Here is a 14,628-nt window from a genome sequence, read left to right as displayed (position 1 = left end):
CCGCCGATCCGCGGCGTCGGGCGCTGATGGAGCGGCTGTGTCCCATGTGGTGGTGTAGGAGGCCGCGCGCGGAGCCTTTGGCGTAGCGCGAGCCGCGCGGCCATAGGTAACGCTGGCGGTCATCGCCGATCTTCGGAGTAGGTTTGGGTTGCAAGACCTGAAACCTGGAATGGAGACGACGATGACCAATGACAGAATGGCGCTAATCGAGCTGGTTGAGAAGCAGGCTGATGGCGATCTCGTGCGCGAGATGCTGGCCTTTGCGGCCGAGCGGATCATGGAAGCCGAAGTTGAGGCGCGGACCGGGGCTGCCAAGGGGGCGCGAACGGCCCTGCGGGAGGTTCAGCGCAACGGATACCGTGACCGCGATTGGGACACCCGTGCCGGGCGGATCACTCTGGAGATCCCGAAGCTCCGGAAGGGCAGCTATTTTCCCAGCTTCCTGGAACCACGCCGCACAGCCGAGAAGGCCTTGGTGGCGGTGATCCAAGAGGCTTATGTTCACGGTGTCTCAACCCGCTCGGTCGACGACCTGGTCAAGGCCATGGGCGCGGGCGGCATGTCCAAGAGCCAGGTCAGCCGCCTCTGCGCCGAGATCGACGAGCGGGTGAACGCGTTCCTGAGCCGTCCGTTGGAGGGCGCGTGGCCCTATCTGTGGCTCGACGCGACCTATCTGAAGGTGCGCGAAGGCGGGCGGATTGTCAGCCGCCGTGATAATCGCCGTCGGGGTCAACGAGGACGGCAAGCGCGAGGTGCTGGGGGTCGCGACTGGCCTCTCTGAGGCCGAGGCATTCTGGATAGAGTTCCTGCGATCCCTTGCCGACCGCGGTTTGCGCGGCGTGAAGCTGGTAATCGCCGACGACCACAAAGGTCTGCGGGCCGCCGCGCGCCGGGTCTTCAACGCAACCCACCAGAGATGCCGGGTTCATTGGATGCGCAACGCCTTGGCCCATGCTCCAGCCAAGAGCCGCACCGCCATGGCGGCGATGCTGAAGACGATCTTCGCCCAGGAAACCAAGGCCGAGGCGGAAAAGCAGTGGGATATCGTCGCGGATGCATTGCGTGAGAAGCAGCCGAAGCTGGGCGCCCTGATGGACGCCTCCCGTGACGATGTGCTGGCCTACATGCCCTTCCCCCGCGAACACTGGGCTCAGATCGCCAGCACAAATCCACTGGAACGGGTGAACCGCGAGGTGAAGCGACGCGCTGACGTGATCGGCATCTTTCCGAACGACGATGCAGTCATTCGTCTCGTCGGCGCGCTGATGCTCGAGACAAACGACGAATGGACCGTCGCCCGGCGCTATATGAGCCTTGAAACGCTCGCTCGCGTCACCGACAATCCCAACGTCAGGTTGCCCGCCGTGGCATCCTGATCGAACCCTGACCTTTCCGGGGGTCGGCGCTCATACACCATGCCCCGGGGCACTATCGATGGAGCTTCTGCACCCCCCTGCTGCTGTCGAGCGTCAGATGGCCATGCAGCCGACTTGTAGTGACAACCAGAATCGCTGCCAGAAGGCTCACGACAAAAGCAAGAATCTGCGGCGAGAGGGAAGACTGTTGAATCTCACGCGGAACTGAGCCGGTTTTGTCACCGAGAAGTGAGCCACCTCTGATTATGGATTTCGTTTCAAGCTGGGGTCAAGGGCGGGTGTGTCTCCTTCTTTTTCCTATCTGCAGCTGCTGAGCTTGCCTTGAAGCGGAAGCTGTCGTTTCCGGTCTCCAGGATGTGACAGCGGTGGGTAAGGCGGTCGAGCAAGGCAGTGGTCATCTTGGCATCACCAAAGACGGTGGCCCATTCGCTGAAGCTGAGGTTGGTGGTGATCGCCACGCTGGTGCGCTCATAGAGCTTGCTCAGCAGATGGAACAGAAGTGCCCCGCCCGAAGCGCTGAAGGGCAGATAGCCAAGTTCATCCAGGATCACGAGGTCGAGCTTGGTCAGGCCCTCGGCAATCTGCCCTGCCTTGCCCTTGGCTTTTTCCTGTTCGAGGGCGTTGACCAGTTCGATGGTGGAGAAGAACCTGACCTTTCGGCGGTGATGTTCGATAGCCTGGATGCCGAGGGCGATGGCAACATGGGTCTTGCCGGTGCCCGGGCCGCCGATCAGCACCACGTTCTGAGCGCCATCCATGAACTCGCAGCGATGCAGGGTTCTGACGGTGGCTTCGTTGATCTCACTGGCGGCGAAGTCGAAGGCCGAGAGGTCCTTGTAAGCCGGGAAGCGAGCCGACTTCATGTGATAGGCGATCGAGCGCACTTCGCGTTCGGCCAGTTCGGCCTTCAGCAGTTGGGAGAGCATCGGAATTGCAGCTTCAAATGCTGGCGCGCCCTGCTCGATCAGGTCGGTGACGGCCTGGGCCATGCCATACATCTTGAGGCTGCGCAGCATGATGACGATGGCACCAGCGGCTGGATCATGACGCATGACGGCCTCCGGAGATCTGGCTGCGAAGGCCGTCATAGCGCTCAACGTTAGCCTTGGGTTCACGATGCAGGGCCAATGCCTGTGGCGTATCCAGTGGTGGCCCGCCGATCACCTTTCCATCTACCAGCCGATGCAGCAGGTTCAGCACATGGGTTTTAGTTGGCACACCCTCGGCCAAGGACAGCTCCACAGCAGTGAGCACGGTTTGTTCGTCGTGGTGAAGCACAAGTGCGAGGATATCGACCATCTCGCGATCACCGCCGGGCTTGCGCAGCATGTAATCCTGCAACTGCCTGAACGCAGATGGTAATTCCATGAAGGGTGCGCCGTTGCGAAGCGCGCCTGGTTTTCTCTGCACGACAGTCAGATAATGCCGCCAGTCATAAATTGTCCTTGGTGGCAGCTTATGACTGCGTTCGATCACGCGGGTATGTTCGCACAGGATGTTGCCCTCGGCCGCAACGACCAGACGGTCCGGTAGATCCGCAGGCTTACAGGCCGGTTCGCAAATGACGCCGGAACACTGTAGCGGCTGCGCTCGAAGCTGATCAGGCAGGTGGGCGAGACACGCTTGCTCATCTCGATGAAGCCATCGAATGCGACCGGCAATGGCATCAACTCGGCCTGCTCCTCGGCCCAGACATCGGCGATGGTGCCAGGCTGTTTGCCATGTGGGGTCTCCCGCCACAGCTCGAGGCAGCGTTCTTCCAGCCAGGCATTCAGTGCGGGGAGGTCGGGGAAGTCTGGCATCCCCTGCAACATCTGATGACGGGAATCCCGAACGTTTTTCTCGACCTGACCCTTCTCCCACCCTGCCGCTGGATTGCAGAACTCGGGCTCATAGACATAGTGGTTCGTCATCGCGAGGAAGCGCATGTTGATCTGTCGCTCCTTGCCGCGACCGACACGATCTACCGCCGTCTTCATGTTATCGTAGATACCCCGACCAGGGACGCCGCCAAAGACCCGGAAGCCGTGCCAGTGGGCATCGAACAGCATCTCGTGGGTTTGCAGCGAGGAGAATGGTTGCTAAAAATAGCAGCTTTCATTCCATCCTATTCCGAACAGCAGCGTGAGTATCGGTTACACTACAACTCAACCGCCACGTTTTCCCGGCGAAAAATCCGGCACTGCGCGCCGAACGCGGTCAGCGCAGGTTCGTTTGTCATCTGTCACCTCTGACCGACCTGGAACGGGACGTAGGACATCGCCATGCAACTGCGCCCTCAGTTCCAGCCAACGCGCCTTGAGAACCTGCCAGTTGTGATCGTCGTATGTGCCACTGACGACAACAGGGTGAACCCGAATGCGGGGCGGGAGACCATCACCATGATCCCTCCATTTCCGCCATTCGCGAAGCCAAAGACTGTTCTTGCGATCCACACGCCCAATCTGCTGCTCGACAATGCCGGGATTCCACTCCGCGTGCAGTAGAATCACTGTGCGACAGGCCTCATGCAGATTCAGGCCCTCACGCCCGACGCGGGATTGCGCGAGGAGCACCATCGGCCAACTGGACGACCGGTTGAATGCAGATTGCAGCATACGCCGCGTTTGCGGTGCGGTTGCGCCTGACATCATCCTGGCGAAGTTGCCCTCGCGCCCGGAATAATCGTTCAGCCAGGCATCCAGCCGGGCTTTCTGCGTATCGTTGTTCTCTGCTTCATCATCCCCGGCAAGCTCCATGAGCAGTTTTTCGAACAGCCCGAGCATTTCCCGCCCCGTCCAGGAAGCGCCCGCAACTTCCCGCCTGCCACCAAGTGCCTCGAGCAATGCCCCGAACTGAAGGTCTTGTTTGCCGTCCTCATGGCGCAGAATCTCTGACAGAAATGCAGCAGCTCCTCCCTCCAGCGCAAGGTCTTCCAACTCCCGATGAAGCCGTGCGAGTTCAGCCCGGCGCTCGCTCGCCCACTCCTGATAGCGGGTTTTCAACATCACATCGATTTCGTCGACCCCACCCGACACCGCAAGATCAGGATCCCTCATCGCCGCAATGACGGCTGCTATATTGCTTTCCCCGATCCCACTGGCAGGCCAGTGCTGTCCGTCTCGCAAACGACGCAGCATCTCACGTGCGTCCAGCAGTCTGGTCAGCACATTCATCGGCGTCAGGAACCTGCCGAAGACGAGCACTTTCTCGCCGGCCCGTGTATAGGCCTCGATTTGTCTCACAGCCGCCAGGATCGCAGGGTGGCTATAGATGTCGTTGCTCTCAGCGGTGAAAGCTTCCGTCCAAAACCCCGCCGGACCAACGAGGTTTGCATCTGTCATGCCTGAAGGGCTGTCTTCCTCATCCTCTCCAAAGCCGCACCCATACCCCTGGGCAACGGCGAGCCTGACCCGTTTCACACGCGGATCATCCTGAGGGAGTAACGACAGCGCCTCAGCCGCACAAAAGCGGCGCAACCAGTCACGGGTAAAACCGTCTGCCTCCGGCGAAACCGGGATATCGGTGACCTCACGATAATCACCATGACTGTCTTTGAAGACGCAGAATTCGGGGTCACTTCGTTTGTCCCGGCGCAGGACGTGTGGTCGCAATGCTGCGTAGAACTGCCGGGCGGAGGTCTCGAATTCCCCGGTCAGCGTCTCGTCCAGTTCTTCGGTTTGAATCCGACGAACAACATCCACATAGCCGGTGATCCATTCCGTCAGCTCTGCGAGCGCAGTAATATCCTGATCGTCATCGCGACCATTGAGTCGCTCCAGCGTGTCGATCCACTGGCTGGAGTCCAGCTCGACCGGGGTTGCGGTCATGCCCAGACGAAAAGGATCATCCGCTTCCCAGCTTACCGGGCCGAGAATGCGCGAAAGGCTTGAATCTGCGCCGCGCGCCTTGTGGGCTTCGTCAACGACTATGAGATCAAACTGACCCAGGCCATAGCCGATCAGCGGCAGGATCCTGTTCTTGTAATCGTCCGCCGAAAGCCATTTCTGATCGCCGTTAATGGCATCGCGCGGCAGTTCGTGGTCCAGAATCATTTGGGCAATGTGCCGCGCCGCACGGCGACTGGCATATACATAGCCCACCTCACCCGAATGGAAATTTTCGCGCATGAAGTTGCGCCGTCGGCCTCCAATCAGGCGGGCGACGTTGGGTAAGAGTTCCCGGCGCCAGCCTCCAGCGGGGCCTTCTCCACGATTGGGAAACTGCATGTTCGCGAAGGAATGAGAGATCATTATGATCTCTTCGGCGGCCCAGCCGTTCTCCGGCAACTCACGCTGCTTGCGGCGATCCGAAAGCCACTCCTTATGGCTGTGTAACCGTCTTGCGCTCCCCTCCGCATCGGTATCGTGCAAGAAACCGGAGATAAAACCATCATAGCTGCGCAGCGGCAGCAATGTCTTGTCGTCGGCGTTGAACCGTTTCAGTTCCTGTTGCCATTGTGCCCCAAGGCCCGCGGGCAGAACAATGGCGCTGCGCCCGCCCGCCTCCCGCACCGCTGCGATCAGCGCCGCCGCAATGCGGGTCTTGCCCATACCCACCTCATCAGCCAGCAGGGCCGAGCGTTGGCCCGCCCGGATACGGCACGCTAGTTCTGTGACACTCGCCTTCTGGCCATGATCTAGCAGGGTATCATCAGACGTCCCTGCGATACGATCCAGAATGCTCGCGACCTCGTTCCAGTCCACCATCACGCGGCCTCCCGTTCCCAGAGCGATGGGTAAGCGCTGAGCTCCCACGCGACGGACACTGCCAAAAGCGCATCTCTCAATAGGTCTGGCGAAACCTCTTCCGGGCGCATACGCGGATCTGCCAGAGCAGGCAGAGGATTTGCCCTGGCGTTCCGGAAGAACTCGAGCATCGTTTTTTCGCGAGACGCGATAGCGCAAAGGTTCTGTTGCAACTCCCGACACCACCTTTGCCAGTCCCGCGGGTCCAACCTTGCCTGTGTCTCACAAAGACTCACCAGAAGTTCCATCATCCTGCGAATGGGATAGGCAGCTGGCGGAGCTTCGGTGGTATCTGAGGCGTCGGTGAGCGGCTCTTCGCCTTCCTCACCCTCATCTTCGCTGTCAGCATCACCTGGCTCGGGAAATGAGCCAAGGCTGGCAAGGATATCTTCGACCGACATATCGGAGGGGCGAGCGACAACAAGTGCTTCGGAAGAAATGACAGGCAGCCGCCAGCCGCCCTCCGCGAGTGTCACAATCGCTGGAGCCGGTGCAGGCCATGGACAAGGTGTCTGGGCCTGAGCCGCATCGACACCAATCACCATCACCGATTTGTCTTCGGGGGCCGAGACCACCCCGTCTTGCCATATAAGCCACGCAACTGGCGGCTGGGTTTCTGGCTCATCGGGGCGCACAAAGCCTTCCCCTTGCTGCAGGGCTTCGGGCGTCACCACATCAGTGAACTGGATCGGCAAAACAGCGGCGATACCGTTCCGCGTGTCTCTGCGTCGCGGCCATTTCAGTCCTCCCGGCAGATCGACGATCACACCTGCCTCAAGGTTTCCCCCGGCGCTTGCGGCACGCTCAAACCCGTTCATGCTCAGATTGCCGGATCCAAGATAAGCCCGTCCCGAGGCCTCGGTCTCGCCCGACGCCAGCACCACAAATTTTGCATGCAGGCACCCATCAGTTCCATGCAAGACAGAGCGCGGAGGGCGCAAGTTCCAGCCTGCGTCAATCAAGGCACCGGCCCGGGCAGCAAGCCCCTGACAGGAGGACGGGTTGAGAAACAGGTCGAGAGCCGCTGTTTTCGTCAGGGATTTCTCCTGCACCAATGCGCGGCGCAGTAGCTCTGGCAGGCCAGCAGCACCATCGCCGTCGCTCTCGAAATAGCCAGACCCGAGGATGAGACGGTCGGCCTTCTTTTTGGTACCCAGGCGCTCGACCACCTGAGGAAACAGCGCCTGATTGCGGCTGTCGATGAAGCGGGGACGCGCGGATGACGTGGGCAAGGCTGTGATCGCGGCCTCCAGCAGGGCGTCTGGCCGGTGCCCGTCAAAACTGCGTTCGATCAGGGCGCAATCTGCCCGCTCGCGCAGCCATCCAAACATCTCATGCGCAGCGCGGATATCGGCAATGTCCTGTGCGCCAGGCACAGCAGAGTCCAGATCGATCGACCAGAACAGGTCGATGCTGCGAGTAAGCGGATCCTGTGTCCAGTTCCCCGTGCTGACAGCGAGGCGAATGACATAGCCATCTCCGCCGCGCTTGCGAAAACCCAGAAGCGCTACCTTGGCATGGAGAAGGTTGTAGCCGCGTCCCTCGAGGCGCATCCACATCCAGGCAAGTCCCGGAACGTCCGAGATCGCATTCATGGTTGGATGGATGAAGGCGGCCAGCACCGGGCGCGCCATCTCGCCAGTGAATGTTCGGCGGATCTGCCCCAGGACCTGCCGCGTCGCGGTGAAGCCGCACATAAGGCCAAAGTCGCCATAACAATCCTCGGGCGGCATGAAGAGGGAGTAGAGCGTCGTGTTCTGCATCAGACGGCCTCCGATCCCGCGTCACGGCTGCCCGGGTTCACCTTTCCGGACAGCTCCGTCACCAGACAATGAAGATTGTGCAGCCGGAAAAGCTGCGGCGCGAAGGCCTCGTCCTGAGGGGGCCGGTTCTCGTCCTGGGTCTCCGAGCTGCCCCGCAACTCGCTCGCAGCCGGCCCGAGAAAAATGTGGCCTTCGCGCTGACAAATCACGGTAGAATCGCGCTCGGCCAGCCTCTGGATCAGCTGCTGATCGGACAGATGTCGGATTTCCGCGATAAATCTGCGGCTAGTCTCCTCATTGCCCTGATCGACAAGCGCGCCTTTTGCCGAGGCCAGATCTCGCAATTGTTTCAGCGGCTCGGTGGCGACTTCGGCTGCCTCCGCTTCTGACAGGCGCACAGGCTGATTATCGTCGCGAAGCTTCAGCAGGTGCTGTTCCAACTGGTCCAACACCGTCAACGCGGCATCGCGAATATCCATAAATGCCGCTCCGGCGCGCAGATCCGACCAGTGATCCGGCGCAACCCCCGCCAATGCGGTTTCTTGGTCCAAATACGCGGAGCTGGGGCCAGTGCCGAGGCGCGCCAGGGCCCGGCGCCGGGTCGAGCCGGGATCATTTCCGTCGAGCAATCGGGCAAGGATCAGTTTACGCACCGCTTCCGGGACAGCCCCAACCGGGGAAAGCACTGTCAGGGCCTCCTTCAGGCCATGTGGCTGCCTGCCATGCGCCAGGCACCAAGCAAACGGCGCGGTTCTTTCATCGCATTCAGCTCCAACAGCTCTCTGCCAGCGCTATGTATGCGAAACGCGCCGTAGCGGCTGCCCTGCACGAACCCGAGTGCGACCAGAGGCTGCACCATCGCCATGCGGATCGGCTGAACCACATAAGTTCCGCGACGCCTGAGATTGTGGAAACTGCTATCCTTCAAGCCCTGCATCTTCCGCGCCCCTCGCACGCGGCGATCCTGCGGACCCGCGATGACTTCAAGCATGACACGCGCTTCGACCGCGTTGCCGACAGGCAGTGCCGGCACACCAAGTTCCTCGGCGATAGAGATCGCCAGAACCGACCAAAGGATGGGCATGGGAAACCACATGCCGCCGATTCCGGGGACCGCCCGATCATTGAAATGACGAACCGCCGCCGCAAGCCCGAGGTTCTGCTGGCGCCGTTGCGAAACCACGGTATCGGGAGCAAGTATTCCCCAGGGCATCAGTTAACTCTGGCCTGTGCGAAAGCTCCCGCCGACGCGCCCTCATCTGCCAGTTCCAGCCAACCGTGATCGACCCAGAACACCGCCACGCCCTGCAGCGGATGCTGCGGGTATAGTCCGGCCAACAGTCCAGCATAGCTGGAAAGCTGTGGCCAATAGGGGCCAAACCCGTCACCGCCGCCGCCGGATTTATGGTCGATCAGCATCGCGCCTGCCGGGCCGATGGCGAGAAGGTCGAGGGCACCGGGGATCTCTGCACCCTCGGGCGTGTGGCCAAGCACCGGAATCTCGGCGCGCAGGTCCGTATAGCCCTGATCGGCAAGCCAGGCTTTCAGCGCCGTGGCGCGCTCGGCCACTAGCGCAAGAGTGGCGTCGTCAAGCCCGGTCGCGAGAGCCAAAGTCGGGGCCAGATCGGGCCGGGTCAGGTATGTGCGCAGCGCCAGATGCAGTGCTGTGCCGCGGTAGGCATCGTTCAGTGCCTTTGGCCAGGGTGCTCCGATGTTGATACGGCGGGACACGGGCGGCACCCCCGCACTACGGGTTTGCGAGGGCTGCAGCCGCCAGGGCGTCAGCGGTGTCACGGGCAACGGCGCAGCGGCACCGAATCGCAGCGCTGAGGCTGCCGCACCGCCTGCGTACTCGGTAAATCCCGCCTCTTCAGGCAGTTGCGTGATCAGCGCCGGGCAATCCACGCCATTGATGCGCAGGCTGCCCGCCCCGATCTGCGGCGCGCAAGTATCGGACAGGATATGAAACAGGTTCGTAGCCTCGGGCGCGTCTTCTTCGCGGTCCTTCAGAAAACCCGGCCATTCCAGCACCATCCGGTCACGGGCACGGGTCAGGGCGACATAGAGAAGGTTTTTCGCATTGGCTTCAAAATCGGCGCGACGGTCTTCGATGAAACGGCGGGTCGCCTCGGGCGCGGCAAAGCCGGGCGTGTGGATCAGGCTCGCGGACCCCAGCACCACCGCCATATCGTCGATGCGGTCCAAGGCATCGAAACGGGTCGCAGTGGCCCCCGCACGTTCCTCGATACCATAGTCGAACTCTGCGACGACAGTGATCGGCCATTCCCGCCCTTTGGAGGCATGCCAGGTGACGATCTCCACGGCCTCGGCGCTGTTGGCGGAAGGATCGGGATGACGGTCGAAATCGCGCTCGCCCCCACGGGCGTCGAGCCAGCCGAGAAAGACCTTGGCAGTCTCGCCGTGGAACCCCGAGGCGGATTTGAGATCGCGATGCGCGGCTTCGAACTCACCCGCCTCAGCCTCTAGCCGCAGAAGATCGGCGCGGGACTGGGCGGCATCGGGCTGACGTTCGGCCCAGAGACGCAGGTCGGCGGCATCCAGCACCAGATCAAGCCCCGCCCCCACTGGCGAGCGGGCCAGAATGTCCGAGAGCGCGGCCAGCAGCATCAGCACCGGGTCATCCACCAACCGCCCTTCGATCTGGGCGGATAGCGCCTCCTGCAAGGGCAGCGGGTCCGGGCCAAGCGTGCGCAAGAGCAGCCCGGCATGGATATCCGCCGGATTGGCGGCAAAGGCCAGCGCGGCGCGGGCGGCAACAATCACCGGGCTTTTCGCCCAGCCATCCTCGGCGATCCGCACCGGAACGCCGCGCGCGCGCAATTCCTCGGCATAGCGGGCGGCGGTGGTGTGGCGGCAGACCAAGAGCGCGATATCCGAAGGCCGCGCCGGCCGGACGGCCTTCGTGTGGCGGTCGGTGATGGTCTCAGTATCAGTCAGGATACGGGCGATGCGCTCGGCGATGTGTTCTGGGGGCTGCGAATACTTTTGTGAGCGCCGTCCCTGCGTAGCGTTCAGAACCTCGATCGCGGGAGCTGCGACCGCATCGCGGGTCGGCGCCAGCGGGTTATAGCCCTGCCCAAAGAGGCCAGCCCCCATCGCATTGACGAATTGCATGATGGCTGGGGTCGAGCGCCAGTTGCGGTCCAAAGGCTGGGTCGCATCGGGATTTGCCGCCGCCAGCGCTGTCGATAGGCGCGGATCGGCACCCTGAAACCCCATGATCGACTGTTTGACATCGCCCACCAGCAGTGTGCGCGGCGCGTGCTGGCCCAACTGCCATAAAAGCGCGAATTGCACGGGGTTGGTGTCCTGGAATTCGTCGATGATGACGCAGTCGATCTCGTCCAGCACCGCTTGCCGCACGGCGAGGTCGGTGCGGAGCAGGTGCTCAGCCCCGGTGATCATGTCAGCAAAGTCGATCAGGCCGAGCGCCTTCTTGCGGGTCTCATAGGCCGCCATCACCTCTTGCGCGCAGGCGATCAGGCAGGACAGGTGCAGCTTAGCATCGGCCAGCGGGCCGGGATGGCAGGGCAGCACATCCGCCGCCGCCATGATCGCCGTGGCAAGGTCGTCATATCCCGCAGGCGTCTTGCTGGAGCGGTTAGAGATGAACAGGCTGCGCAGATCGTTCCAGACCTGCCAATCCCAATCCAGAAGATCGGGCGCGCGATCAACACGTTTGAAAAGCGCGAGGTTTTTCTCCAGCTTCTCGACATTGGTTTTGGCGGTGATCCCGGCCATGCCTCCCTCGGGAAAGGCTGCGATCATGACCTGCACGGCCGTCTGCAACGCGGTGGTCGCGGCGATAGGGTCATCCAGAACCGGCCCGTAAACCGCATCCAGCCGCGTCAGTGCCGGAGCGATCAGGCCAGCGTCGCGCCCCTTGTCCCCAAGGCCGCGCAAGAGGTCGATCATCGATAGCACCCGGGCGCGCAAACTGTCTTCGACCGTCTCGCCCTTCACGAAGTTCGGGGCGTAACCGAACCGCTCGGGCGCGGCCTTGATCGGGTCCAGCGCCTTGGCATGTGCCAGTGCCTGACGGATCAGCAGATCCCGCTCGGCATCGCCCAGATGACGCGGCTGCGGCGAGGCACCAGCCGCCAGAGCATGTTCGGTCAAAAGCCGCAGGCCCAGTCCATGTATGGTCGAGACATAGGCGCGCTCGACCGCCATCGCCTCGGCGACCAGTCCATCGGCCAGAAGGCCGGCACGGATCCTTTCGCGCAACTCGCCAGCCGCGGCCTCGGTAAAGGTGACGGCAAGGATACGTTCGGGCCGGACAATGCCGCGTTTCACCCAATCGGACAGCTGGGTCTTGATGCGGTGGGTCTTGCCCGCGCCGGCACCCGCGGGAACGATGACCAGACCTTGATCTGCATTGACGGGGGCCATGGTCATTCCTCCTCGAGCGTGCGGATGAAGGCGGTGACCAGGGCCGAGCCATCGGTCAGCGCATAGGGGGTGAAGCCGGCTTCTTTCTTGAAGAAGGCCGCATCCTCAGAGGTGTTCAGCACGACCCGGCCTGCACCAAGTTCGGCCAAGCGTTCCGCCAGCTTGGCTACCGCCCCGGCATTCACCGCATCGCCCATGTCGCGAGCGGGCGAGCCCTCGGGCAAGACCAGACCCGAAGTCAGCAGCCCGCCATCATTCATCAGGTGATAGGCGACCGCCACCTTGCGGCCGATCAGCGGGTCCATGCCGTCACCCTCGCGCCGCATGGGCCGCGCTATCATATCGGCGTAAAGCCCTGCCTGCAGATCCCAGCCCGCCTCCATCCGCTGCCGCCGGCCCTTGGTGCCGCTTTTCTTGTGATCGATGATCAAGAGCGCACCATCAGGCAGTTCAAGGATCGCGTCGGCCTTGCCATGCAGATTGATGCCATGCGCCTCACCGGCCAGCCAGATTTCATTGCCGATGATCTTGGCATTGAGCGCCAGCAAGTGGTCGCGCCAGCGCAGGGCCGCCGCCATGATCTCACGCTCCAAACCGCGGCGCTCCATCTCCCATGACGGGCTGCGCAGATAGCCCGCGTGACGGGTGAGCGCGCGGTCATAGGCCTCGGGGATCAGTTCTGCCAGCGCCTCGGTTTCCGGGAACGGCTGATCCTTCAGGAAGACATGCTCAAAGACATCATGGGCGATATTGCCCCTTGCCATCACGTCGAGTTCTTCGGTCGACCAAGACATATCCTCGGCCCCAACCTCGGCCAGAAGCCAGGCGAGCGGGCTGACAAGCAGCGTCTCGAGCCGTGAGGGCGATTGCGGTTTGGCGGTGCCGTCATCGCGCCGACGAAGGGACAGAAGGTGATGCCCCGGGAAAGTAAGCTCCTCAGGCAATTCCGCGGGTTCCGACACCGGCATCAGATGGTGATACGCAATCGGCCATTCCGCAGGGCTCTGACGCGACAGATCGGTGATCAGATCGCTGGCATCCTCAACGCCCGCCACCGCCCGCGCCACCAGCGACAACCCGGCCGAAGGTTGCAAGCGCCCGCCCGCCAGATCGCGCCATGGGATGAGGAAGGTGACGCTGCCGGAAACCGCCTGAAGCTGTTGATCAAGTAACGCGAGGCTTTGCGCCAGCCCCTCGGCCCGACCGCGAAGGTGAACGCCGGTTCCCGCGTGTATCGCAGCGATCTCGCTGTCAAGAAACAGCGGATTGGCACGCGGGCGAGTTGGGTAAAGCCCGTCGGTGAAATCGCTGACGATCAGATGGCGGCATGGGCGCCACGGGCTTTCATGCGCGGACCAGAGGCTGACGCCTTCAAGATTGCGGTCGGGGTCCGCAACCATGGGCGGCGCGATCTGAATGCCACGCAGGATTATCTCCCAATCCGGCGTGCCTTCGCCGGGGGGGACAGTCAGCCGCGCGCGGACCTGATCGCCTTTTCCGATCCGCTCGCAGATCCGGTCCAGCAGGAATCGCAGCTGCGGCAAGCTGCCGGCCGAGGCGCGGATATCGTCCCACAGTTCCTTATGTGCGGGCGTGTCCGTGAGGATGGCGCCTCGGAAATCGCCACCCATGAGGCTTTCGGCAAGATCGCGTCCGGTCTGTGCCGCCCAGGGCATCAAAGGAGAAAGCGCGAGGCTCGCCAAGACCATAGCCGGAGTTGGCGGTCGCTTGGCCAGCGCCAGATGTAGCGCGGCCTCGCCAATGACATCTCGCTCAGGTAATTGGCCCGGAAGGCCCGAGAGCGGCACTCCCTGGGCTGAGAAAGCGCGCGCGATCTGGCGCAGATCATCGCCCGACAGCACGGCGATTTCACGGGCCGAAACGCCGGACTCAATCAGCGCCCGGGCTTGGGCGGCGGCGAAATCGGCGCAGGCGGCGGGATCGCGCAGACCATAGAACGCGAGGCTGTCATCCAGAACCCCGGCCTCGATATCCTGCGCTGAAACACCGCCCTGCAGCGCGTGCAGACGGCTGCCGATTGCGGCCCGGGGCGTATAGGCGCTTGCGGGAACAGTGCCGAACTCGTCCCGCAACCGGGCAAAAAGCGCCTGCAGCGCCGCAGGAGCTAGAGGATCCAGCGAACCTTCAACCACCGGCAACGAGCCCAGGAACGCCCCATGCGGCAGGGCCAGCACATGGGAAATCGGTGCCAGCCCCTCTGGCAGCGCATCCCCCAACCTTTGCCACAACGTAACCGCCCGGTTGCCACCGCCTGCCTGAGCGTGGGGTGATCGGCTAAGACACGTGCATAGCGACGTCGTTAACGACGTATCTTATGCGGGGCTTTCG

General features: G+C 62.4%; 7 protein-coding genes and 2 pseudogenes. 1 reads left to right on the top strand and 8 read right to left on the bottom strand.

What is annotated here, in order from left to right; all coding sequences use genetic code 11:
• Window positions 1-181 precede the first annotated feature (181 nt).
• Window positions 182-1,376 (top strand): annotated as a pseudogene (locus PARHAE_RS05215) (IS256 family transposase).
• A 257-nt stretch (window positions 1,377-1,633) separates the two neighbouring features.
• Here PARHAE_RS05215 and istB read toward each other — a convergent pair.
• The 8 genes and pseudogenes from istB to PARHAE_RS05180 form a co-directional block, all read right to left on the bottom strand.
• Window positions 1,634-2,428 carry an IS21-like element helper ATPase IstB gene (istB, locus tag PARHAE_RS05210; RefSeq protein ID WP_126153557.1) on the bottom strand — a complete coding sequence of 265 codons (795 nt, stop codon included), beginning with the start codon at window positions 2,426-2,428 and terminating at the stop codon, window positions 1,634-1,636.
• Window positions 2,418-3,442: pseudogene (gene istA / locus PARHAE_RS05205) on the bottom strand (IS21 family transposase); the annotation flags it as partial. The pseudogene istA and the gene istB, both read right to left, overlap by 11 nt.
• A gap of 81 nt (window positions 3,443-3,523) precedes the next feature.
• Window positions 3,524-6,064 carry a DEAD/DEAH box helicase family protein gene (locus PARHAE_RS05200; RefSeq protein ID WP_126153556.1) on the bottom strand — a complete coding sequence of 847 codons (2,541 nt, stop codon included), beginning with the start codon at window positions 6,062-6,064 and terminating at the stop codon, window positions 3,524-3,526.
• A complete protein-coding gene (locus PARHAE_RS05195; RefSeq protein ID WP_126153555.1) occupies window positions 6,064-7,866 on the bottom strand; it encodes a phospholipase D-like domain-containing protein in 1,803 nt (600 codons plus the stop codon). The genes PARHAE_RS05200 and PARHAE_RS05195 overlap by 1 nt, the downstream gene beginning before the upstream one ends.
• Window positions 7,866-8,519, bottom strand: coding sequence for a hypothetical protein (locus PARHAE_RS21520; protein WP_241232678.1), 654 nt, complete (start codon window positions 8,517-8,519; stop codon window positions 7,866-7,868). Before PARHAE_RS21520 ends, PARHAE_RS05195 begins: the two co-directional genes overlap by 1 nt.
• Before the next feature lie 47 nt (window positions 8,520-8,566).
• On the bottom strand, window positions 8,567-9,079 hold the full coding sequence (locus tag PARHAE_RS21515) for a hypothetical protein (protein WP_241232677.1): 513 nt from the start codon (window positions 9,077-9,079) through the stop codon (window positions 8,567-8,569).
• Window positions 9,079-12,279 (bottom strand): UvrD-helicase domain-containing protein, encoded by a 3,201-nt coding sequence (locus PARHAE_RS05185; RefSeq protein ID WP_241232676.1) that lies wholly within the window; start codon window positions 12,277-12,279, stop codon window positions 9,079-9,081. The genes PARHAE_RS21515 and PARHAE_RS05185 overlap by 1 nt, the downstream gene beginning before the upstream one ends.
• Before the next feature lie 2 nt (window positions 12,280-12,281).
• Complete coding sequence (locus PARHAE_RS05180; protein WP_241232675.1) at window positions 12,282-14,474, bottom strand: PD-(D/E)XK nuclease family protein; 2,193 nt, start codon at window positions 14,472-14,474, stop codon at window positions 12,282-12,284.
• Window positions 14,475-14,628 lie beyond the last annotated feature (154 nt).

Origin of the sequence: Paracoccus haematequi (assembly GCF_900631945.1) — a bacterium.
GTDB classification, from domain to species: Bacteria; Pseudomonadota; Alphaproteobacteria; order Rhodobacterales; family Rhodobacteraceae; genus Paracoccus; species Paracoccus haematequi_A.
Note: the sequence above shows the minus strand (reverse complement) of the source record. Positions and strands in the feature narration are given on the sequence as shown.

Coding starts and splice junctions, on each gene's coding strand:
- istB (WP_126153557.1), bottom strand. CDS start 2,428: ATGCGTCATGATCCAGCCGCTGGTGCCATCGTCATCATGCTGCGCAGC.
- PARHAE_RS05185 (WP_241232676.1), bottom strand. CDS start 12,279: ATGGCCCCCGTCAATGCAGATCAAGGTCTGGTCATCGTTCCCGCGGGT.
- PARHAE_RS05200 (WP_126153556.1), bottom strand. CDS start 6,064: ATGGTGGACTGGAACGAGGTCGCGAGCATTCTGGATCGTATCGCAGGG.
- PARHAE_RS21515 (WP_241232677.1), bottom strand. CDS start 9,079: ATGCCCTGGGGAATACTTGCTCCCGATACCGTGGTTTCGCAACGGCGC.
- PARHAE_RS05195 (WP_126153555.1), bottom strand. CDS start 7,866: ATGCAGAACACGACGCTCTACTCCCTCTTCATGCCGCCCGAGGATTGT.